The sequence below is a fragment of the Micromonospora sp. NPDC048871 genome (assembly GCF_043198155.1).
Lineage (GTDB): Bacteria > Actinomycetota > Actinomycetes > Mycobacteriales > Micromonosporaceae > Micromonospora.
In genome coordinates this window covers 62,861-83,720 of record NZ_JBICUM010000010.1, presented here as the reverse complement: position 1 = coordinate 83,720, position 20,860 = coordinate 62,861, and the positions used below count along the sequence as shown (strand labels likewise).

Annotated in this window: 23 protein-coding genes; 13 read left to right on the top strand and 10 right to left on the bottom strand. The window is 71.8% G+C overall.

Annotated elements, in window-relative coordinates:
- Window positions 1–125 precede the first annotated feature (125 nt).
- Complete coding sequence (locus ACGFIK_RS21085) at window positions 126–1,139, top strand: potassium channel family protein (protein WP_327022895.1); 1,014 nt, start codon at window positions 126–128, stop codon at window positions 1,137–1,139.
- A 64-nt stretch (window positions 1,140–1,203) separates the two neighbouring features.
- On the opposite strand, the gene ACGFIK_RS21080 is transcribed toward ACGFIK_RS21085, so the two are convergent.
- On the bottom strand, window positions 1,204–2,241 hold the full coding sequence (locus ACGFIK_RS21080) for a 2-oxoacid:ferredoxin oxidoreductase subunit beta (protein WP_327022894.1): 1,038 nt from the start codon (window positions 2,239–2,241) through the stop codon (window positions 1,204–1,206).
- The gene (locus tag ACGFIK_RS21075) at window positions 2,234–4,081 is read right to left on the bottom strand and encodes a 2-oxoacid:acceptor oxidoreductase subunit alpha (RefSeq protein ID WP_327022893.1); all 1,848 of its coding nucleotides are present in this window, start codon (window positions 4,079–4,081) and stop codon (window positions 2,234–2,236) included. Before ACGFIK_RS21075 ends, ACGFIK_RS21080 begins: the two co-directional genes overlap by 8 nt.
- A gap of 220 nt (window positions 4,082–4,301) precedes the next feature.
- Between ACGFIK_RS21075 and ndhC the strand changes: the two genes are divergently transcribed.
- Window positions 4,302–4,679 carry an NADH-quinone oxidoreductase subunit A gene (gene ndhC, locus ACGFIK_RS21070; RefSeq protein ID WP_327022892.1) on the top strand — a complete coding sequence of 126 codons (378 nt, stop codon included), beginning with the start codon at window positions 4,302–4,304 and terminating at the stop codon, window positions 4,677–4,679.
- 6 nt (window positions 4,680–4,685) lie between these two features.
- Here ndhC and folP read toward each other — a convergent pair whose 3' ends face one another.
- Window positions 4,686–5,555, bottom strand: a complete 870-nt coding sequence (gene folP / locus ACGFIK_RS21065; RefSeq protein WP_327022891.1) for a dihydropteroate synthase — start codon at window positions 5,553–5,555, stop codon at window positions 4,686–4,688.
- Between the two features lie 142 nt (window positions 5,556–5,697).
- On the opposite strand from folP, the gene ACGFIK_RS21060 reads away from it, so the two are divergent.
- The 4 genes from ACGFIK_RS21060 to ACGFIK_RS21045 all read left to right on the top strand — a co-directional run bounded on the left by ACGFIK_RS21060 (window position 5,698) and on the right by ACGFIK_RS21045 (window position 8,104).
- Entirely contained in the window at window positions 5,698–6,309 is a 612-nt protein-coding gene (locus tag ACGFIK_RS21060) for a DivIVA domain-containing protein (protein ID WP_393340764.1), read from the top strand.
- Window positions 6,306–6,803 carry an SRPBCC family protein gene (locus tag ACGFIK_RS21055; protein ID WP_327022889.1) on the top strand — a complete coding sequence of 166 codons (498 nt, stop codon included), beginning with the start codon at window positions 6,306–6,308 and terminating at the stop codon, window positions 6,801–6,803. Before ACGFIK_RS21060 ends, ACGFIK_RS21055 begins: the two co-directional genes overlap by 4 nt.
- Before the next feature lie 82 nt (window positions 6,804–6,885).
- Complete coding sequence (locus ACGFIK_RS21050) at window positions 6,886–7,473, top strand: DNA-3-methyladenine glycosylase I (protein ID WP_357531182.1); 588 nt, start codon at window positions 6,886–6,888, stop codon at window positions 7,471–7,473.
- A 4-nt stretch (window positions 7,474–7,477) separates the two neighbouring features.
- Entirely contained in the window at window positions 7,478–8,104 is a 627-nt protein-coding gene (locus tag ACGFIK_RS21045) for a hypothetical protein (RefSeq protein WP_393340761.1), read from the top strand.
- A 3-nt stretch (window positions 8,105–8,107) separates the two neighbouring features.
- Here ACGFIK_RS21045 and ACGFIK_RS21040 read toward each other — a convergent pair whose 3' ends face one another.
- Both ACGFIK_RS21040 and ACGFIK_RS21035 read right to left on the bottom strand, forming a co-directional pair.
- On the bottom strand, window positions 8,108–8,899 hold the full coding sequence (locus ACGFIK_RS21040) for an enoyl-CoA hydratase-related protein (RefSeq protein WP_327022886.1): 792 nt from the start codon (window positions 8,897–8,899) through the stop codon (window positions 8,108–8,110).
- Window positions 8,896–9,720: a PaaX family transcriptional regulator C-terminal domain-containing protein gene (locus ACGFIK_RS21035; RefSeq protein WP_327022885.1), complete on the bottom strand. Its 825-nt coding sequence runs from the start codon at window positions 9,718–9,720 to the stop codon at window positions 8,896–8,898. Before ACGFIK_RS21035 ends, ACGFIK_RS21040 begins: the two co-directional genes overlap by 4 nt.
- A gap of 189 nt (window positions 9,721–9,909) precedes the next feature.
- On the opposite strand from ACGFIK_RS21035, the gene ACGFIK_RS21030 reads away from it, so the two are divergent.
- Window positions 9,910–10,077, top strand: coding sequence for a DUF3117 domain-containing protein (locus ACGFIK_RS21030; RefSeq protein ID WP_013283866.1), 168 nt, complete (start codon window positions 9,910–9,912; stop codon window positions 10,075–10,077).
- Window positions 10,078–10,245: 168 nt separating this feature from the next.
- Window positions 10,246–11,712 (top strand): leucyl aminopeptidase family protein, encoded by a 1,467-nt coding sequence (locus ACGFIK_RS21025; protein ID WP_327022884.1) that lies wholly within the window; start codon window positions 10,246–10,248, stop codon window positions 11,710–11,712.
- A gap of 31 nt (window positions 11,713–11,743) precedes the next feature.
- Here ACGFIK_RS21025 and ACGFIK_RS21020 read toward each other — a convergent pair whose 3' ends face one another.
- Window positions 11,744–12,331 (bottom strand): O-methyltransferase, encoded by a 588-nt coding sequence (locus ACGFIK_RS21020; RefSeq protein WP_327027283.1) that lies wholly within the window; start codon window positions 12,329–12,331, stop codon window positions 11,744–11,746.
- A gap of 277 nt (window positions 12,332–12,608) precedes the next feature.
- Between ACGFIK_RS21020 and ACGFIK_RS21015 the strand changes: the two genes are divergently transcribed.
- Window positions 12,609–13,931 carry a S1C family serine protease gene (locus ACGFIK_RS21015; protein WP_393340757.1) on the top strand — a complete coding sequence of 441 codons (1,323 nt, stop codon included), beginning with the start codon at window positions 12,609–12,611 and terminating at the stop codon, window positions 13,929–13,931.
- A gap of 71 nt (window positions 13,932–14,002) precedes the next feature.
- Window positions 14,003–14,419: a preprotein translocase subunit TatB gene (locus ACGFIK_RS21010; RefSeq protein ID WP_357531185.1), complete on the top strand. Its 417-nt coding sequence runs from the start codon at window positions 14,003–14,005 to the stop codon at window positions 14,417–14,419.
- Between the two features lie 87 nt (window positions 14,420–14,506).
- On the opposite strand, the gene ACGFIK_RS21005 is transcribed toward ACGFIK_RS21010, so the two are convergent.
- From ACGFIK_RS21005 to ACGFIK_RS20995, 3 genes are all read right to left on the bottom strand, one after another.
- The gene (locus ACGFIK_RS21005) at window positions 14,507–15,655 is read right to left on the bottom strand and encodes a P-loop NTPase (RefSeq protein WP_327022881.1); all 1,149 of its coding nucleotides are present in this window, start codon (window positions 15,653–15,655) and stop codon (window positions 14,507–14,509) included.
- A 67-nt stretch (window positions 15,656–15,722) separates the two neighbouring features.
- On the bottom strand, window positions 15,723–16,352 hold the full coding sequence (locus ACGFIK_RS21000) for a DUF1003 domain-containing protein (protein WP_327022880.1): 630 nt from the start codon (window positions 16,350–16,352) through the stop codon (window positions 15,723–15,725).
- Entirely contained in the window at window positions 16,345–17,628 is a 1,284-nt protein-coding gene (locus tag ACGFIK_RS20995) for a magnesium transporter MgtE N-terminal domain-containing protein (protein ID WP_327022879.1), read from the bottom strand. Before ACGFIK_RS20995 ends, ACGFIK_RS21000 begins: the two co-directional genes overlap by 8 nt.
- A gap of 33 nt (window positions 17,629–17,661) precedes the next feature.
- Between ACGFIK_RS20995 and ACGFIK_RS20990 the strand changes: the two genes are divergently transcribed.
- Both ACGFIK_RS20990 and ACGFIK_RS20985 read left to right on the top strand, forming a co-directional pair.
- Window positions 17,662–18,531: a PhzF family phenazine biosynthesis protein gene (locus ACGFIK_RS20990; protein ID WP_327022878.1), complete on the top strand. Its 870-nt coding sequence runs from the start codon at window positions 17,662–17,664 to the stop codon at window positions 18,529–18,531.
- A 23-nt stretch (window positions 18,532–18,554) separates the two neighbouring features.
- Complete coding sequence (locus tag ACGFIK_RS20985) at window positions 18,555–19,076, top strand: hypothetical protein (protein ID WP_327022877.1); 522 nt, start codon at window positions 18,555–18,557, stop codon at window positions 19,074–19,076.
- Here the strand turns inward: ACGFIK_RS20985 and ACGFIK_RS20980 are convergent.
- Window positions 19,070–19,783: an HAD-IA family hydrolase gene (locus ACGFIK_RS20980; protein ID WP_327022876.1), complete on the bottom strand. Its 714-nt coding sequence runs from the start codon at window positions 19,781–19,783 to the stop codon at window positions 19,070–19,072. The two genes, ACGFIK_RS20985 and ACGFIK_RS20980, sit on opposite strands and share 7 nt — an antisense overlap.
- Window positions 19,784–19,889: 106 nt before the next feature.
- Between ACGFIK_RS20980 and ACGFIK_RS20975 the strand changes: the two genes are divergently transcribed.
- Window positions 19,890–20,852: a DMT family transporter gene (locus tag ACGFIK_RS20975; protein ID WP_393340751.1), complete on the top strand. Its 963-nt coding sequence runs from the start codon at window positions 19,890–19,892 to the stop codon at window positions 20,850–20,852.
- Window positions 20,853–20,860 lie beyond the last annotated feature (8 nt).

Here is a 20,860-nt window from a genome sequence, read left to right as displayed (position 1 = left end):
CCCGCCGCCTGCCGGATCAGCCCCGTCGGCTGCCGGGGCAGCCGCTCGGGCACCTCGGCGTGCGGATCGCCGGCCAAGGGCTATGTTGTGGGCGTGCAGGCGACGGAGGCGGGGCAGGTCCCCCGGTGATCCATTTTCCCGCGCAGCGGCGGGGCCCGCTGAGCGCGCTGAGCCTACGGTTGGCCGCCGCCGTCGGGCTGGTGCTCCTGGTGGTCGCGGTGGTCTATCTAGAACGCGACCAGTACCGCGACATCAACGGCGACGGCCTGACCCTGCTGGACTGCTTCTACTACGCGGTGGTCTCGTTGTCGACCACCGGCTACGGCGACATCGTGCCGGCCACCCAGGCCGCTCGGCTGGTGAACGTCCTGCTCATCACCCCGGCCCGGGTGCTGTTCCTGATCATCCTGGTCGGCACCACCCTGGAGGTGCTGACCGAGCAGTACCGGACCGGGCGCCGTCTGCACCGGTGGGAGAGAAAATTGAAGGACCACGTCATCATCTGCGGCTACGGCACGAAGGGGCGCAGCGCGATCTCCGCACTACAGGAGAACGGGCTGGACAAGTCCCGGATCGTCGTGGTGGAACGCAACGGGTCGGCGCTGCGCCAGGCCACCTCGAACGGGTTGGTCGCCATCGAGGGCTCGGCGACCCGTTCCTCGGTGCTCAACCAGGCCCATGTGCGGACCGCCAAAGCGGTGATCATCGCGACGGACAGCGACGACGCCTCCGTGCTGGTGGCGTTGACCGTACGCCAACTGACCGCCGGTCAGGTGCGGATCATCGCCGCCGCCCGGGAGGCGGAGAACGCCCCCCTGCTCAAGCAGAGCGGCGCCCACCATGTGATCGTCTCCTCGGCCACGGCCGGTCGGCTGCTCGGCCTGTCCACCTCCGCCCCACCCCTGATCGACGTGGTGGAGGACCTGCTGACCCCCGGCCAGGGCATGGCGCTGGCCATGCGCTCGGCCGAACGGCAGGAGGTGGGCCGCAATCCCCGGGAGCTGGACTCGCTGGTGATCGCGCTGGTCCGGCGGGGCAAGGTGGTCACCCTGGCGGACCAGGCGGGCGCGGTCGTGGAGACCGGCGACATGTTGGTCTACGTACGCGACGATCGGCCCACGTCCCACACCCTGCCCTGAACCGGCCGCTCCAGCAGCGAAGGGGACGGGCCGGTTCCGGCCCGCCCCCTTCGACATGCGGTCGTCAGCCGACGATGGTCCAGGTGTCGCCGCTGCCCAGCAGGCCGGCCAGCTGCTGCTCCGGGGTCTCGGTGGCCGTGGCCTTGGCCTCGGCCACCTGAGCCTGCACCACACTGTCGTAGGAGGGCCGGGACACCGAGCGGAACACCCCGATGGGGGTGTTGCGCAGGTCGAACCCGGGCAGCCGGGACAGCGCGAAGGCGTACGCCGGATCGGCCACCCCGGCGTCGTGCACGACGATCTCCTCGGTGGGGGTGCCGGCGGTCTCCCGGACCTCCAGCCCGAACCCACCCGGGGGGTGTACGACGCAGAACTGCCCGTCCTTGCCGAAGGTGATCGGCTGGCCGTGCTCCAGGCGGATCAGGTGGTCGTCCCGGATGCCCGGATCCTTGAGCTGGTCGAAGGCCCCGTCGTTGAAGATGTTGCAGTTCTGGTAGATCTCCACGAAGGCCGAGCCCTCGTGCTCGGCGGCGGCCCGCAGCACCGACTGGAGATGCTTGCGGTCGGAGTCGATGGTGCGGCCGACGAAGGTGGCCTCCGCCCCCAGCGCCAGCGAGATCGGGTTGAAGGGCGCGTCCGCCGAGCCGACCGGGGTCGACTTGGTGATCTTGCCGACCTCGGAGGTCGGGCTGTACTGCCCCTTGGTCAGGCCGTAGATCCGGTTGTTGAACAACAGGATCTTCAGGTTGACGTTGCGGCGCAGGGCGTGGATCAGGTGGTTGCCGCCGATGGAGAGGGCGTCACCGTCACCGGTCACCACCCAGACCGACAGGTCCGGACGGGACACCGACAGGCCGGTGGCGATCGCCGGGGCCCGGCCGTGGATCGAGTGCATCCCGTAGGTGTTCATGTAGTACGGGAAGCGCGACGAGCAGCCGATGCCCGAGACGAAGACGATGTTCTCCCGGGGGATGTTCAGCTCCGGCATGAACTGCTGGACGGCCGCCAGGATGGCGTAGTCACCGCAACCGGGGCACCAGCGCACCTCCTGGTCGGACTTGAAGTCCTTGGCGGTGAGCTTCAGGGCGACGGGCTCAGACATTCTTCAGGACCTCTTCCAGCATCGTCTCCAGCTCGGCGGCGGTGAACGGCAGGCCGCGGACCTGGTTGTAGCCGATCGCGTCGACCAGGTAGCGCGCCCGGATCACCTGGGCGAGCTGGCCGAGGTTCATCTCGGGGATGACCACCCGGTCGTAGGAGCGCAGCACCGAGCCCAGGTTCGCCGGCATCGGCGCGAGGTGTCGCAGGTGTGCCTGCGCTACCGGCAGGCCGCGCTGGCGCAGGGCCCGGCAGGCGGCGCCGATCGGGCCGTACGTCGAACCCCAGCCGAGTACCAGCACCCGGGCGTCGCCGTCGGGGTCCTCCACCTCGACGTCCGGCACCGGGATGGCCTCGATCCGGGCGGCCCGGGTACGCACCATGAAGTCGTGGTTGGCCGGGTCGTAGGAAATGTCGCCGGTCTTGTCGGCCTTCTCCAGCCCGCCGATGCGGTGCTCCAGGCCAGGGGTGCCCGGGATGGCCCAGGGCCGGGCCAGGGTCTGCGGATCCCGCAGGTACGGCAGGAAGGTCGTGCCGTCCTCGCCGTTGGGCGCGGTGGCGAACTCGACCCGCAGGTCGGGCAGGGACTCCACCTCCGGCAGCAGCCAGGGCTCGGAACCGTTGGCGACGTAGTTGTCCGACAGCAGGATCACCGGAGTGCGGTAGGTCAACGCGATCCGGGCCGCCTCCAGTGCCGCGTAGAAGCAGTCGGAGGGGGACTTCGGGGCGATCACCGCCACCGGGGCCTCACCGTGCCGGCCGAACAGGGCCATGTTCAGGTCGGCCTGCTCGGTCTTGGTCGGCATACCGGTGGACGGGCCGGCGCGCTGCACATCGACGATGAGCAGCGGCAGCTCCAGGGCCACCGCCAGGGAGATGGTCTCGCTCTTGAGGGCCACCCCGGGGCCGCTGGTCGTGGTCACACCCAGGGCGCCGCCGTACGAGGCACCCAGGGCGGCGCCGACCGCGGCGATCTCGTCCTCGGCCTGCATGGTGGTGACGCCCAGGCGCTTGTGCTTGCTCAGCTCGTGCAGGATGTCCGAGGCCGGGGTGATCGGGTATGCCCCGAGGAAGACCGGCAGACCGGAGCGGACCCCGGCGGCCACGATGCCCAGCGACAGGGCCGCGTTACCGGTGATGTTGCGGTAGGTGCCCGGGGGCATCTTGGCCGGCTTGACCTCGTACCGGACGGCGAAGTCCTCCGTGGTCTCGCCGAAGTTCCAGCCGGCCTTGAAGGCGGCCACGTTCGCCGCGACCAGTTCCGGACGCTTGGCGAACTTGCGCTCCAGGAACCGCAGGGTCGAGGCGTACGGCCGGGAGTACATCCAGCTCAGCAGGCCCAGGGCGAACATGTTCTTGGCCCGCTCGGCGTCCTTCTTCGACACGTCGAGGTCGGCCAGGGCACCGATGGTCATCGAGGTCAGCGCCACCGGGTGCACGGCGTACCCGGCGAGGGTGTCGTCGTCCAGCGGGCTGCTGGCGTACCCGACCTTGGCCAGGTTGCGCTTGGTGAACTCGTCGGTGTTGACGATGATGTCCGCACCCCGGGGCAGGTCGGCGAGGTTCGCCTTCAGGGCGGCCGGATTCATCGCCACCAGGACGTTCGGTGCGTCGCCCGGGGTCAGGATGTCGTAGTCGGCGAAGTGCACCTGGAAGCTCGACACGCCCGGCAGGGTGCCGGCGGGGGCCCGGATCTCGGCCGGGAAGTTGGGCAGGGTGGAGATGTCGTTGCCCAACTGAGCTGTCTCCGAGGTGAACCGGTCACCGGTGAGCTGCATGCCGTCGCCGGAGTCACCGGCGAATCGAATGACCACCCGGTCCAGTTGGCGGATCTGCTTGGTCACGCCCGCACCTCGCTTCGCTGCGCGCCGCGGTGCGGCGCGTCGTCCTCACCCGAGAGCCTACGTCGAATCGGCCTCGCACCTTTGCCGGAGGTCCGTCGACTGGGACTGGATTGTGTGGGTTTATGCGGCGTGTTGCGCCGTTTCGCGCCCTCTGGGTAATCCAGATCACCGCCGCGCTGTCGGTCGTGCCCCGGACCGGCGGCCGGTAGGCTGACCTCCTGTGACCGGCTATCTGGGCTCGTACGCGACGCTCGGGCTGCTGCTGCTCGTCAGCGTCCTGTTCTTCGTCGTTGCCTTCTCGGCGAACCGGGTGCTGCGGCCCGCTAGACCGGCCGATCCGCCCGGAAAGCGAACTAGTTACGAAAGCGGAGTCGACCCGGTCGGCGGGGACTGGGCGCAGATGCAGATCCGCTACTACGTCTACGCCTACCTGTACGTGCTCTTCGCCGTCGAGGCGGTCTTCCTCTTCCCCTGGGCGTTGATCTTCGATCGTCCGGACTTCGGCTTGGTCACCGTCGTGGAGATGGCGATCTTCGTGGCCGTGCTCGCCCTGGGCCTGCTCTACGCCTGGCGGCGGCGGATCCTGCACTGGACCTGAGCCGGTTCAGGCGAGCCCTCGTCGGCTCAGCGCGGGTGGGCGGCTGCCCTTGATGCTGGCGACCATGTCCAGCACCCGGCGGGTCTGGAGCACCTGGTGGGCGCGGAAGACCCGGGCACCCAGCCAGGCGGAGACCGCGGTGGCGGCCAGGGTGCCCTCCAGCCGCTCGGCCACCGGCAGGTCCAGCGTCTCGCCGACGAAGTCCTTGTTCGACAGGGCCACCAGCAGGGGCCAGCCGGTGGCGGTCAGTTCGCCGAGGCGTCGGGTGATCTCCAGCGAGTGCCGGGTGTTCTTGCCGAAGTCGTGCGCCGGGTCGATCAGGATCCCGTCGGGGCGTACCCCCAGGGAGACCGCCCGTTCGGCGAGCCCGGTAACGGTCGTCACCACGTCGGCCACCACGTCGGCGAAGGCGGCCCGGTGCGGGCGGGTACGCGGGCTCAGCCCTCCGGCGTGCGAGCAGACCAGGCCGGCGCCGGTGCGGGCGGCCACCTGGGCCAGCGCGGGATCCGCCCCCGACCAGGTGTCGTTGAGCAGGTCCGCCCCGGCCGCCACCGCCTCCACGGCCACCTCGGCCCGCCAGGTGTCGATCGAGATCACCAGGTCGGGGAAGGCGGCCCGGACGGCGGCGATGGTGTCGACCGTCCGACGGATCTCCTCGGCGACGTCGACCTCGGCACCGGGGCCGGCCTTCACCCCGCCGATGTCGACGATCTCCGCCCCCTCGGTCACGGCCCGCTCCACCGCCCGCAGGGCGCTGTCGGCGGCGAAGGTCGCGCCCCGGTCGAAGAACGAGTCCGGGGTGCGGTTGACGATCGCCATCACCACCAGCTCGTCGGGGTCGAACGTGCGTCCACCGAGTCGCAGCACCCCGGACACGCCGCCTCCTTCACGCCGTACGCCGCCCGGCTGGCCGTTTGCCGGACACCGTGACGCTATCCGGTCGCAGGTCGCGGGGCCGCTGCGGTCCGGCGCGCCGAGTGGGGTCGCTCCGCACCGCGGAACATGCCACGATCAGTGCATGGATCAGCTTCTGCTCCTGCTGGTCGTGGCGGTCACCGTCGCGGCGGTGGTGTTCGGCGTGACGCTCGTGGCGACCGGCCGGGATCCCGGCCTGGTGCCCGCCGAGGCGGACGGGCGGGGGGTGCCCTTGCCGGGCGACCGACCACTGCGCGAGTCCGACGTCGGCGAGGTGCGCTTCGACACCACCCTGCGCGGGTACCGGATGGCCCAGGTCGACCAGGCGATGCGCCGGGCGGCCTACGACATCGGGTACAAGACCGAGCTGATCGGGGTGCTGGAGGCCGAGGTGACCGCGCTGCGGGAGGGACGGACGGCCGAGGCCGACGCCCTGCGTACCGCCCGTGAGCAGTCCGCCAGCCTGGCCCGTGGCCCGGCCCCGGACACCGAGGCGGCCAAGGAAGGCGACACCGCCGAGGCGGGCGAGATCGACCTGGGCGAGCTGGACGCCGGGTCTACCGACCCGGCTGCGAAAGCAACCGACCCGGCCAAGGCGACCGACCCGGCGCAGGCGACCGATTCAGCAAAGGCGGCCGACTCGGCCGGGAAGACGGACGACGAGGTCGCGCAGGAGGAGCCGCGGGCGGCCGCGGTGCGCGCGGACTCGCCGTGACCGACCCCGGTGCGCCGGACGAGCTTCGGGAGGCGGCCCAGCGGGGCGCCGGTGAGGTGACCGCCAGCGTCATCGTCAACGCCCCCGCCGAGCGGGTCTTCGCGGCCCTGCTGGCCTGGGAACGGCAGTCCGAGTGGATTCCCTTCACCACCGTGCGGGTGGTCGAGGGCGACGGTGGCGAGGGCAGCCTGGTGGAGGCGGTCACCACCCTGGGCCCGGCCGTGCTGCGGGACCGGATGCGGGTGGTCCGGGTGGACGCGCCGTACGAGATCGGGGTGGTGCACTGCGGCACCCTGCTGCGTGGCCCGGGGGTGCTGCGCTGCACCCAGTTGGCCAGCGGACGCAGCCAGGTGGTCTGGCACGAGTGGTTCCACCTGCCGGGCGGTCCGGCCGGCCGGGTGGCCTGGCCGGTGCTCTGGCCGGGCTCCAAGTTCGGTCTGAGCAAGGCACTGCGGCGGCTGGCCCGGCAGATCGAGCAGGGTCGCCTGCCCTGATCGCGCCCGGCAGGGCGGGAGCCGACCACCACGGAGCCGACCGGGGCGGCGGTCTGTCGGTGGGCGGGCCTAGCCTGGTGGGGTGACTGACCTGATGATCGGGGCCGATGGATTATCCCGCTGTGCCTGGGGCGCGGGCACTGCCGACTACGCCGTCTACCACGACGAGGAGTGGGGTCGCTCGGTACGCGGCGACGACGCCCTCTACGAGCGGATGACCCTGGAGGCCTTCCAGTCCGGGCTGTCCTGGCTGACCATCCTGCGCAAGCGGCCGGCCTTCCGGCGGGCCTTCGACGACTTCCGGATCGGCGCGGTCGCGGAGTACGGCGAGGCCGAGGTGGACCGGCTGCTGGCCGACGCCGGGATCGTCCGTAACCGCGCCAAGATCGAGGCGGCGATCGCGAACGCCCGGGCCGCCCTGGAGCTGCCCGAGGGCCTGTCCGAGTTGCTCTGGTCCTTCGCGCCCCCGCCCCGCCCCCGGCCCGCCAGCCTCGCCGAGGTGCCGGCCCTGACGGAGGCCTCCACCGCGATGGCCAAGGCCCTCAAGCGGCGGGGTTTCCGGTTCGTCGGCCCGACCACGGCGTACGCCCTGATGCAGGCCACCGGGATGGTCGACGATCACCTCGCGGGCTGTCACGTCGTGCCGGCCGGTTCGAGCGTGATGGGATAGCGGCATGACGACCGACACCGCACCCCGGGTGGCCGGGGCGAACCCGACGAACGGTACGGGCACCTGGGCCGTGCTGCTGCCCGCCGGCCGGTACGACGCCGAGCGGCTAGTGCACCATGACACGCTGGAGCTGACCGGGCTGGCCGAGGTCGCCGCCCTGCCGAGCCCCGGTGACCAGGTCGCGGTGCTGGCCGATGAGCCGCTGCGACTGGTGGCGGTGGGCCGGGTGGCCACCCCGACCCTCCGGCCCACGGAGGATCCGGACGACCCCCAGTCCGACCCGGGGCCGCAGACCCTGGTGGTGACGTACACCCGACGGGCCTTCGACGAACCGGTGCCGGCCGACACCCTGGCCCTCGACGGCCCGGTGACCGCCCTGGACCCCGGAGCCTTCCAGGATCTGGTCGACCGGCTGGGCCCGCCACCGCAGCGGCAGTCCTGGCTGGTCAGCCTGGACCTGCCGATCGAGGCCGACTCCCGGGCCGAGGCGGTCCGGCTGTTCTGGGCGTACGTGCAGGAACTCGGCCCCCAGGAGCTGCCCGCCTTCGTCTCCCCCTACGGTGACGAGCTGGCCATGCAGGCCTTCGTGCTCGGCGCCGAGGCCAACCAGGACCCGGAAGAGGACGACTAAGCCTCAGCGGCCCTCGAAGACGGCCGGTTGCTTGTTGACGAAGGCCATGGTGGCCGCCCGGTGGTCGGCGGTGCCGCCGCAGATCGCCTGGGCCTGGGCCTCGGCCGCCAGGGCGTCGGCCAGGGTGCCGGCGTCGGCGACGGAGAGCTGACGCTTGATCGCGCCGTAGGCCACGGTGGGGCCGGCGGCGAGTCGGGCGGCGAGTTCCTGGGCGGCCGACAGCACCCCCTCGTCGTCCTCCACGATTCGGTTGAGCAGGCCGAGTCGGCAGGCCTCCTCGGCGCGTACCGGCTCGGCGAGCATCAGCAGCTCCACGGCCTTGGCGTGGCCGACCAGCCGGGGCAGGGTCCACGAGGCGCCGGTGTCGGCGGCCAGCCCCACCTTGGCGAAGGCCATCAGGAAGCTGGTCGAGGGCCCTCCGATCCGGATGTCGGCCAGGAAGGCCAGGGAGGCCCCGGCTCCGGCGGCCATTCCCCGGACGGCGGCCACCACCGGCTTGGGCAGGCTGGACAGCCGGGCGGCGATCGGGTTGTAGTGCACCTGGACGGTGTCCAGGGAGTTGGTGCTGCCCGATTCCAGGGTGGCCACGTGTTCGCGCAGATCCTGCCCCGCGCAGAAGGATTTGCCGGCCCCGGCCAGCACCACCGCCCGGCAGCTCCGGTCGGCCTCCAGCTCGGCCAGGGTGTCCCGCAGCGCCTCCTTGAGCTCCACGTTCAGCGAGTTCATCGCGGACGGGCGGTTCAGGGTGAGGGTGACGACGGCGTCGGTGCGGTCGACGAGCAGCGCTTCGGTCACGGCTGGCGTTCCTTCTGTCGGATCATCCGGTTACCACTGTCGAGGCACTGCTCGACGTACCGGTCCGCAGCCGGCCGGAGCCGGGCCGCGTGGCGGTCGAAGAAGCTGGCCGCGGCGGTGCCGGGCCAACGTTCGGGCAGCAGCGCCGGGGGCAGCTGCGGGTCCCGGAAGAGGAAGGTACGCCACGCGTGCACCAACCGGAATCTGGCCGCGTACGCCTCCTCGTCGCCGCTGCGGGCGGTGATCCCGGTCAGCAGGGTGCGCTGCTCGGCGACGAACTGCTCGTAGGCCCGGCCGATCTCGGCCAGGTCCCAGGCCCGGCGCACCAGGCCCATCGCCCCGGGGGTGCCGGCGGCGTGCGCGGCGCTGAACCGCTCGAAGCTCACCCCCGCCTCGTCCAGCAGCAGGTCGACATCCTCGCCGGGCCGGGTGGCCACCCAGATCTGCTCGTCCAGGGTGCCGTAGCCGAGGTAGCGCAGGTTGGCGGCCAGGCGCTGGCGGTCCCGCCGGGCGGAGGGGGCGTCGAGCACCAGAAGATCGAACCGGCCGTCCCAGGTGACCCGGCCGGTGCGGTAGATCCGGGAGGCGGCCTCGTCGAGTCGGCGTGCCGCCTTCGGTGTGATCGAATATCCGGGACCGGACAGCATTTTGACCGGTTCGAGCCAGCCTTGTCGCACCATGCGGGACACCGCGGTCCGCACGGCCGGTGGGGCGATCCCGAGCGGCGCCAGGAGTTTGACCAGGGCAGCAACCGGTGCCCGGCCACCCCGGGGCCGGAGGTGGTCGCCGTACAGGTCGAATAGTGCCGACCGTGCCTGCATGACCGCACATTGTGACAGGCCATCTCGGGATAAGCTAGATGCTGTTACATCAATGCTGCTTCGGTTTGGGTCCGGCGGTGTTCATCAGGGAAAATCGTTAGTCGGCCCCCCGTGCAAGTTGCGGGTGGTCGTGGCGAAGTGGCTGTGGGGCAACCCACCGACCCTGATGTAGGTCTGAGGGGAGACAACATGGCGGCGATGAAGCCGCGGACGGGCGACGGTCCGCTGGAAGTCACCAAGGAGGGCCGGGGCATCGTCATGCGGGTCCCGCTGGAGGGCGGTGGCCGGCTCGTCGTCGAGATGACTCCCGACGAGGCGACGGCGCTCGGTGACGCGCTGAAGGCGGCTGCCGGCTGAGCCGGCGGGTGTGATCGGCGACGATCGCCGCTGCGGACGGTTCGTCTTGGGCGCGGCTGCGGTAGTCGTGCCCAGGCCCTGAGCCATCGGCTCGCCCGATGGTTCAGGGCCTTCATCCCATTATGTGGGCGATTCCACCCACATCGTCTTCAGGAGGTACGGCTCCGCGTGCTCGCCATTCGTCTGATCGCCGAGCCGGACCAGCTCGACGCCGTAGCGCTGCCCCTTCGTCCCGGTGCCACCGACACCGCCTCGGCCGAACCGGTCCCGACCGCGGTGGCGTTACCCCACGGGGTGGCCGACGAGGCCACCGCGCTGGCTTCGATGATCGGGCTGACCGGACGGGCCGGTGAGGCCCACCGACAGCTGCGACCTGGCTCGACTCCGGCCCGCCTGCTGCTGGTCGGCATCGGGGAGGGCGATGAGGCGGGGTGGCGCTCCGCGGGAGCGGCCCTGGCCCGCGCCGGCAAGAATGAGACCTATCTCACAGTAATGCTGCCGACCGGGGCTACCCCGGAGGCGGTCCGTGGCCTGGTCGAGGGGCTGCTCCTGGCCTCCTACCGGTACCGGCTGGGCGCCGACCCCGAGCCACCCGCGCTGACCGGGGTGGATCTGGCGGTCGCCGAGCCGGAGGCCTACCAGCAGGCGGTGGAGGTGGCCCGCACCACGGCCGAGATGACCCGGCTGGCCCGGGACCTCACCAACGCCCCCTCGTCGATGAAGAACCCGCAGTGGTTCGCCGGCCAGGTGGCCGAGGCCGCCGCCGATCGACCCGGACTGCGGCTGCGGGTACGCGAGCCCGAGGAACTGGCCGCCGAGGGCTTCGGCGGGATCCTCGCCGTGGGTGGGGGCTCGGCCAGCGGCCCCCGACTGGTCGAGCTGTCCTGGCAGCCGGCCGAGGCCGACACCCATGTGGTCCTGGTCGGCAAGGGCATCACCTTCGACACCGGCGGCATCTCGATCAAGCCGGTGCCGGCCATGAAGCTGATGCGTAAGGACATGGCCGGAGCGGCGGCCGTGGTGGCGGCGACCCTGGGTGCGGCGGCCCTGCGGCTGCCCGTACGGATAACCACCCTGGCCCCGTTGGCCGAGAACATGGTCAGCGGTGCCGCCTTCCGACCCGGCGACATCGTCCGGCACTACGGTGGGTTGACCAGCGAGACGACGAACTCCGACGCCGAGGGGCGGCTGGTGCTCGCCGACGCGATGGCGTACGCCGTCGCCGAGCTCAAGCCCGACCTGCTGATCGACCTGGCCACCCTGACCGGGGCGAACGCCGTAGCCCTGGGCATGCGTACCGGTGCCCTGTACAGCGACAACGACCAACTGGCCGAGGACATGCTGGCCGCCGTGGCCGCAGCCGGTGAGGCCGCCTGGCGGATGCCGCTGCCGGCCGACTACGTCGAGCACCTCGGCAGCGAACTGGCCGACCTGCACAGTGCACCGACCCAGGGCGCCGGTTCCGTGCTGGCCGCCCTCTACCTGCGCGAGTTCACCGGCGACCTGCGGGAGAAGTGGCTGCACATCGACATGTCGGCCCCCTCCTGGTGCGAGCGGGACGAGGCGGAACTGACCCGGGGGGCTACCGGCTGGGGAGTACGCGGCCTGCTGCGGTGGCTGGCCACCCTGTCCTGAACGCGGCGGTGCCCGGCCCCTGAGGCCGGGCTCAGCAGCGGACCGCGGCCAGCAGGCCGTGCCCGACCGGCAACAGGGTCGGAATCCAGTGCTCCGACTCGCGGAGGGCCTTGATGGTCTCCCGCACCGTCACGGTCTCCGCGTCGCGGGCGGCCGGATCACCGATCCGGCCGCCGGCCAGGGCACCGTTGAGCACCAGCACCCCGCCGGGCCGCAGCAGCCGCAGGGCGGCGTCCACACAGGCCGAGAAGCCGGTGGCGTCCGCGTCGAAGAAGACCAGGTCGTACGCGCCGTCCGCGAGCCGGGGCAGGACCTCCCGGGCCCGGCCGGTGATGATCCGGGTCCGGCCGGCGACGAAGCCCGCCTCGGTGAAGATGCGCCGGGCGATGCGCTGGTGCTCCACCTCCAGGTCGATGGTGGTGAGCACCCCGTTGGCCTGCATGCCCCGCAACAGCCACACCCCGCTGACCCCGGTGCCGGTGCCGATCTCGACCACCGCGCGGGCGTTGCCGGCGGCGGCCAGCAGGCGCAGGGCGGCACCCGCCCCGGGGGTGACCGCGTCGAGGCCTACCTCGTTGGCCAGGCTGCGCGCGGTCCGCAGCACTAGGTCCTCCGGCACGTACGACTCGGCGAAGTGCAACGCCGGGTTCACCGAACTGCCGGAACCAGCGACCGTGGCGATGGGACACCTCCGGGCAGCGAGCGGGAAGGGGTGGCCGGGCACTGTGACTCTAGAGGTGACCCGCCACGGGCGCAGCCGGGCACCCACCCGAGGCGACAACCGCTGACCCCACGCGGCACATCCGTGCAATCCTGGAAGCGGTATCCCGTCGACCGCCCGTCCGACGGCGTCCATCGCGGATCGTGGATACCGGGGACGGACTGGGAGGCACCGAGTGACCGACGGCTGGGACTGGCGCCAGCCCGGGGCAAGCGGCGTACCGGCGGGACAGCCGGGGCCTGGACACCCGCCGGGAGGTTCACCGACGACATCGCCGTACGGCGGTGGGCCGGTCGCCTCGCCGTGGTGGTCCGACGCGCTGGCTGACCCGTGGCGGGATCCGTACGCTCCGACCGCAGTGGTGGTTCCGGCCGCTCCGGTCCCGGGAACCGAGCCGGAACCGGTCACCGACCCGGACGCCCCCGGGTCTCCGAAACTCCGCCAGATGCTGCTGATTTCCCTGGTCACGGCGTTGCTGGCCGGCACCCTGGGCGGTGCCCTCGGTTACGCCTTCGCGGTACGCGGGGGTGCGGCCGGGCCGGTCCTCGGCGCGGCGGCGGGATCGGTGCCGACCCTGGCCCAGCGTCCGCCGGAATCCCTGGCCGGGGTGGCCGAGCGGGTCCTGCCCAGCGTGGTGACCGTCCGGATGGCGGGGATCGGTGGCACCAGCGAGGGTTCCGGGTTCATCGTCAGCGCCGACGGGCATGTGATCACCAACGACCATGTGGTCGCCGGTGGCACCGGCAAGGCCTCGGTGATCTTCAACGACGGCAGTACGGCCCCGGCGACCGTGGTGGGGCAGGACGAGGAATCCGACATCGCGGTGATCAAAGTCACTCGCAGCGGGCTGCGTCCGGTGGAGTTCGGTGACTCCGACGCGCTGGCGGTCGGCGACCCGGTGCTGGCCATCGGTTCGCCGCTGTCCCTGGCCAACACGGTGACCGCGGGCATCGTCAGCGCCCTGGACCGGACCATGCAGGCCGGTGAGCCCGGGGGGCCGACCCGCTACTACGCCGCCATCCAGACCGACGCGGCCGTCAACCACGGCAACTCCGGCGGCCCGCTGGTGGACGCGGCCGGGCGGGTGATCGGGGTCAACTCCACCATCAAGTCCCTGGTGTCCGAGGGGCAGGAGGCCGGCAACATCGGGTTGGCCTTCGCCATCCCCATCAACCAGGCGAAGCGGATCACCCAGGAGATCATCGGCACCGGCAAGGCCCGCCGTACGGTGATCGGCGCCCAGGTGGGTGGACCCGGGTCGAACACCGGCGGGGCCGGGGTGCGCCTGGCCGCGGTGGAGCCCTCCGGTCCGGCCGCCGGTGCGGGGCTGCGGGCCGGTGACGTGATCCTGCGACTCAACGGCAAGCCGATGACCGAGCCGACCGACCTGATCGCCCTGGTCCGCAAGTACGCGCCCGGTTCGGTGGTGACTGTCGAGTATCGCCGGGGGTCCAGTCGACAGAACACTTCGGTGACCTTGGCCGCCGATGCGAAGTGACCTCGTCCCCCTTCTGGCAGGCCGCTGACGTGCGTAGTCTTGCTGGGTAGCCCGGTGAGGAGGCCCCAGGGGTGTTCGAGAACCTGAACGTGTGGGAGGTCGGCGCGCTGCTGTTGCTGGCGCTGCTGATCTTCGGTGACCGGCTGCCGGCGGTGATCGGCGACGGGCTTCGGATGGTGCGCAATCTGCGCACCATGGCCCGCAACGCGACCAGCGACCTGAGCAAGGAACTCGGCACTGACATCCAACTGGAGGACCTGCACCCGAAGGCGTTCATCCGCAAGCACCTGCTCAGCGAGGAGGAGGAGCAGGCGATCCGCAAGCCCCTCCAGGGCATGTACGACGATCTGCGGACGGATGTCACGAAGGTGCAGAAGGACATCAAGAACGTGGCCACCGCAGCGGATCCCCGGACCCCCGACCCGGCCCCGGTCGCTCCCGCTCCCGCCCCGGCACCGCGTTCCGCCGGCTACGACGAGGTCACCTGAGCGCTCGGCCCCCGAACACCCCCGCTACGCCACACCGCCGGTCACCTCAGAGGTGGCCGGCGGTGTGTGGTTGGTCAGGATGGCGGGTCAGCGACCGGAGGGCTTGAGGCCCAGGGGCTTACCGAGCAGGGACTCGCGGCGCAGGGCCAGCCGGTCGGCTACCTGGTTCAGGGCCTTGGCCGCCGGGGACTCCGGCTCGGCCAGCACGATCGGGTTCCCCTCGTCGCCGGCCTCCCGTACCCGGGTGTCCAGGGGCACCTGGCCCAGCAGCGGCACCTGGGCCCCGATGGTCTGGGTCAGCGAGTCGGCCACCGTCTGGCCGCCGCCCGCCCCGAAGACCTCCATCCGGGAGCCGTCCGGCAGTTCCAGCCAGGACATGTTCTCGATCACCCCGACCACCCGCTGGTGGGTCTGGAGCGCGATGGCACCGGCCCGCTCGGCCACCTCGGCGGCGGCGGCCTGGGGGGTGGTGACCACCAGGATCTCCGCGTTGGGCAGCAACTGGGCCAGGGAGATGGCCACGTCGCCGGTGCCCGGGGGCAGGTCCAGCAGCAGCACGTCGAGGTCGCCCCAGTAGACGTCCGCGAGGAACTGCTGCAACGCCCGGTGCAGCATCGGCCCGCGCCAGACCACGGCGGCGTTGCCGGAGGTGAACATGCCGATCGAGATGACCTTCACCCCGTGCGCCTGCGGCGGCATGATCATGTCTTCGACCCGGGTGGGACGGCCGTCCGCGCCGAGCATCCGGGGCACGGAGTGTCCGTAGATGTCCGCGTCGACCACCCCGACGGACAGGCCCCGGGCGGCCAGCGCGGCGGCCAGGTTCACCGTCACGCTGGACTTGCCCACCCCGCCCTTGCCGCTGGCCACCGCGTACACCCGGGTGCGGGAGCCCGGCTGGGCGAAGGGGATGACGGGCTCCTCGGTGGCGCCACCACCGCGCAGCTTGGCCTGGAGTTCCTGGCGCTGCTCCGGGCTCATCACCCCGAATTCGATCTCGACCCCGGTGATTCCGCTCACCGCGCTCACCGCGGCGGTGATGTCCGAGCGCAGCTTGTCCTTCAACGGGCAGCCGGCCACGGTGAGCAGCAACTCGACCCGGACCACACCGTCCTCGCCGACCTCGGCGGAGCGGACCATGCCGAGTTCGGTGATCGGCCGGCGGATCTCCGGGTCGTTGACGGTGGCCAGGGCGGCCTGAACAGCGTCGTTGACGGTGCTGACGGGAGCTGACATGGCGGCAATGTTACGTCGGGGACCGACCCGTACCGGCGTCAGCGGGGGGCGGTTGTGAGCGACTCGATCAGGTTTCCCTCTGGTGGGGGGTGTCGGAGTTCCGCCGACCCTCCCTCGGATGATCACCGTCCAGCTCGTCGCGCGGCTCGTCGAGACCCTCACCACCGCCCCGGCCGGCGGCACCCTCCCGCTGGCGGCGCTCCAGCCGCTGCCGGCGCTGGGCGGCCTCGTCCAACTCCTCGGCCAGCCGGGACAGCTCCGAGCGGAGGAAGTCCCGCGTCGCCACCTCACCCAACGCGATCCGCAGGGCCGCGATCTCCCGGGCCAGGTACTCCGTGTCGGCCTTCTGCATCGTCGCCCGGCGGCGGTCCTCGTCCGAGGCCACCCGGTCGCGGTCGGCCTGCCGGTTCTGGGCCAGCAGGATCAGCGGGGCCGCGTAGGAGGCCTGGATCGACAGCACCAGGGTCAGGAAGGTGAAGGTGTACGGGTCGAAGCGCAGGTCCGCCGGGGCCAGGGTGTTCCAGGCGAACCAGGCCCCGATGACCAAGGTCATGTAGACGATGAAGTTCGCCGTACCCATGCCCCGGGCGATGCCCTCGGCCCAACGGCCGAAGGTCTCCTGGTCGATTCGGGGCAGCTTCAGCCCGCGGGGCTCCCGGGGCAGGTCCAGCCGCTCCGCTCGGCGCTGTTCAGACATCCCTGCCCTCCGTCGCCGGGTCGTGGTTGGTGCTCATCGCCGCGCTCCGGTCCCGCCAGTCCCGGGGCAGGGAATGGTCCAGCACGTCGTCCACGGTGACCGCCCCCACCAGCCGGTTGTTCCGGTCGATCACCGGCATGGCCACCAGATCGTAGGTGGCCATCCGGCGGGTGATCTCCGGCAGCGGGGTGGTCGGGCGCAACGGGTCGATGTCGTTGACCACCACCCCGCCGAGCAGGTCGGCGGGGGGCTCACGCAGCAGCCGCTGGAAATGCACCATGCCCAGGTAGCGGCCGGTCGGGGTGGTCATCGGCGCCCGGGTCACGAACACCTGCGCGGCCACCGCCGGGGACAGTTGCGGCTCCCGGATCCGGGCCAGGGCCTCCGCCACCGTGGCGTCCGGCGGCAGGATGACCGGTTCGGAGGTCATCACGCTGCCGGCCGTACCCGGGGTGTACTTCAGCAACTGCCGGACCGGGTCGGCCTCGCCCGGTTCCATCAGGTCCAGCAGCACGTCCTGCTCCGGTGGGGACAGCTCACCGAGCAGGTCGGCGGCGTCGTCCGGGTCCATCTCCTCCAGGATGTCGGCCGCCCGTTCACGGTCCAGGGCGGCCAGGATCTCTACCTGGTCGTGCTCGGGCAGTTCGCTGAGCACATCGGCCAGCCGCTCGTCGTCCAGGGCCGCCGCGACCTCGTTGCGCCGACTGTCCGGCAGGTCCTGCAACGCGTTGGCCAGGTCGGCCGGGCGCATGTCCTCCAGCACGGCCAGCAGGTTGGCCGTGCCCCGGGCGTCGGCGACCCCACTGAGTCCGCGTACGTTGTCCCACTCGACCTGGTGCAGGTTGCCCCGGCGGGTCAGCCGGCCGGTCTGCTCCCGTACCGCCACCCGGGTCAGCGACCACTCGCCGCTGCGGCTGCACTCCATCGCCACGTCGACCACGGTCCCCGCCCGGCCTTCCGGTTGGACCTGCACCCGGCGGTCCAGCAGTTCCTGGAGCACCAGCAACTCGTTGGGGCGCTTCTCGAACCGACGCAGGTTCAGCGTCCCGCTGCCCAGCACGACCGCGTCGGCGTCGATCGAGGTGATCCGGTTGATGGACAGGAAGATCCGCCGACGCATCGGCATCTCGGCGACCAGTCCCACCACCTCAGGTGACCGCTGGCCGGACCGCAACCGCGCCACCGCGTCACGGACCCGACCCACCTGGTCACCGTTGGGGTCGAAGACGGCGACTCCGGAGAGGCGGGCGAGGTAGACCCGGGTCGGCGTGCTCACGCGCACCAGCCTAAGCGCCTAGGGTTTATCAACATGTCGACCTTGGCTTACGAGATCGTGGACGTGTTCACCGATCGGCCGTACGCGGGAAACCCGCTCGCGGTGGTGTTCGGCGCCGAAGGGCTGGCCACCGAGCAGATGCAGGCGCTGGCCCGGGAGTTCAACCTGTCGGAGACCGTCTTCGTGCTGCCCGCCACCCAGGTCGGCGCCACCTACCGGGCCCGGATCTTCACCCCGGTGGAGGAACTGCCGTTCGCCGGACACCCCAGCGTGGGCGCGGCGGTCACCGCCAGCCGCCGGGGGATGTTCGCGCCCGGACAGGTCACCCAGGAGTGCGGGGCCGGTGTGCTGCCCATCGAGGTGACCCCGGGGGGTGCGACCCTCACCGGCGGGATGCCCACCCTCGGGCCGGAACTGGATCCCGAGCCGCTGCTGGAGATGGCCGGTCTGAGCGCCGGCGACCATGTCGGCCCGGCGCCCCGGGTGGCCGGCTGCGGTCTGGAGTTCCCCTTCCTGCCGGTGCACCCCGACGCGCTGGCCCGGGCCCAGGTCGACTCGGTAGCGGCACGACGGTACGGAATCGAGCATGTCAGCGTCTTCTCCTGGGAGGCCGCCTCGCAAACCGCGTACGCCCGGGTCTTCGTGCCCGGCCTGGGGGTGCCGGAGGATCCGGCCACCGGCTCGGCGGCCCTGGGGCTGGGGGTGTGGTTGGTGGCCAGCGGCCTGCTGCCGGGGGAGGGGCGTTCGTCGTACACCGTCCGGCAGGGGGTGGAGATGGGCAGGCCCTCCTCCTTGGCCTGCACGGTCACCGCAGCCGGGGGTACGGTGCTGGGCGCCACCGTGGCCGGCCAGGTGATGGCGGTGGCCCGGGGAGAGATCCTGATCCCGCCCTTCGTCGGCTGACCGGCCGACACGGGAGGGGCCTGGTGGGAGAGGATGCCGTGGTGACCGACACGCACAACACCCCGCTGGTCGAGGAAGCCACGAAGAAGGCCTCGGTGGCCTGGGTGGCGGTTGCCGAGGGCCCGGCACTGGCCTTGTGGTGCGTGCCACATCAGGGTGCCCTGTTCGTGGTCAGTGGTCCCGGGGAGCAGTCCGCGCCGGGGTTGGCCGAGGCCGACCAGGCGCAGGTGACCCTCCGCGGTGACCATGGCGGCCGGATCATCACCTGGACGGCCCAGGTGTCCCGGGTGCTGCCCGGGACCGAGGAGTGGGACACCCTGGCTCCCCTGGTGGGAGCCAAACGGCTCAACGCCCCCGGCCCCACGGCCGACCTGGTGGCCCGCTGGGCGGCCGAGGACTGCGCCCTGGTGCGGCTGACCCCGGCCGGAGAGGCGGTGCACGGTGGGCGGTTGCCGGCCGACTCGCTGGCCGAGCCACCCCGAGCCACCCCGGCGGTACGGGAGGTCCGCAAGCCCTTCCGGCTGCACCGGGTACGCGGTCACTGACCGGCGAGGGGCACGGTCACCGGGCTGCTGTCGACCAGTCCGACCACCTCACCGAGGGTGAGCAGAGCCGGGCCCACCCAGCCGCTGTCGACCCCGAACACCAGATGGTCGACCAGATCGGGGGCGGCCAGCCGGACGGCGGTAAGCCCGGCCTGCTGGGCCCCGGTCAACTCCTGGCTGCCACCGTCACCCACATAGAGGCAGTCCCTCGGCGGCAGTCCCAGGCGGGCGCAGGCGGCCAGGTAGAGCGCCGGGTCCGGCTTGCAGCGTCCCACCTGGATGGAGAAGATCCGCACGTCCAGCAGGGGCGCTACGGCCAGTTCCGGCAGGAACAGCGGCAGTTCGTGGGTGCAGTCGCTGATCACCCCGGTCCGCATCCCCCGGTCCCGCAGGGCCCGCAGGGTCGGCACGGCGTCCACCCGTAACCGGGTGTCGGCCCGGATCGCCCGCTGCCGGCAGGCCACCGCCGCCCGCAGGGCCTTTTCCGAAGGGCGCACCCCGGCCTGTTCGCAGACCCACCGCAGGGTCGCCTCGGCGGTGCCGAAGCGACCGCAGGCGCGCTCGTAGAAGCTGCGGTCCAGCACCTCGACGAAGTCCTCCGGTGGGCAGCCGAGCAGCTCGGCGGTGGCCCGGTGGCCGCTGCCCCGCTGAACCGGACCGGTCAGGGTGCCGAAGAAGTCGAACAGCACCGCCTGAAACCTGGGCATCTAAAGGCGCCTCCGGCGCGAGGGAGGGGTCCCGACGGGACGCGCGTGATCGTAACCGAACGCTGACAGACCGTGCCCGAAAGTCGGCGTGTGAGGATTACCCCTCGTGCCCCTCGAACCGCATCGTCCACCCCGTGACCTGCTCACCACCGGCGCTCTGGCCCTGGCCGTCGTCGCGGTGTCCTCGTCCGCCCCGCTGATCGCCTTCGCCGCCGCGCCCGCCCTGGCGGTCGCGTTCTGGCGCAACATGATCGCGGTGGGGGTGCTGAGTCCCTTCGCGGTGATCCGGCGGCGGGCCGAGTTCCGGTCGTTGGTCACCGGGGCCGGGCGGCGGGAGGGGATGTTCTGTGTGCTGTCCGGGGTGGCGCTGGCGGCGCACTTCGCCACCTGGATGCCGAGCGCGAAACTCACCTCGGTGGCGGCGGCGACCGCCCTGGTGGCCACCCAGCCGGTCTGGCAGGGGCTGATCGCCCGGGCCCAGGGCCGTCGCCTCCCAGCCGGGGTGTGGGCCGGTATCGGGGTGGCCGTCGTCGGTGCCGTACTGGCCACCGGCGCCGATTTCACGGTCTCCGCCGAAGCCTTCACCGGTGATCTGCTGGCGGTGGCCGGGGGGCTGTTCGCGGCGATCTACACGGCCCTGGGCGAGCGGGCCCGGGTCACCGTCAGCACGGCCACCTACACCACCATCTGCTACGGGGTGTGTGCCCTGATCCTGCTGGTGGTCTGCCTGGTGGCCGGGGTGCCGCTGGGCGGCTTCGACACCGGGACCTGGGTGGCCGTGCTGGCCCTGGTGGCCGGTGCCCAACTGCTGGGGCACTCGATGTTCAGCTACGCCCTGCGGCGGGTCTCCGCCACCACGGTCAGCGTGCTGATCCTGCTGGAGGCGCCCGGCGCGGCCCTGATCGGCTGGGCCTGGCTGGGGCAGCTGCCCGATCCGGTGACCCTGCCCGGCCTGTCACTGCTGCTGGTCGGGGTGGCCATTGTGGTGCTGAGCAGCGCCCGTACCGCCCGGCGGGCGACCCGGGTGAGCACCGCCGTGCCGGCGGACGCCGCACCGGTGCGGGACTGAGGGCCCGC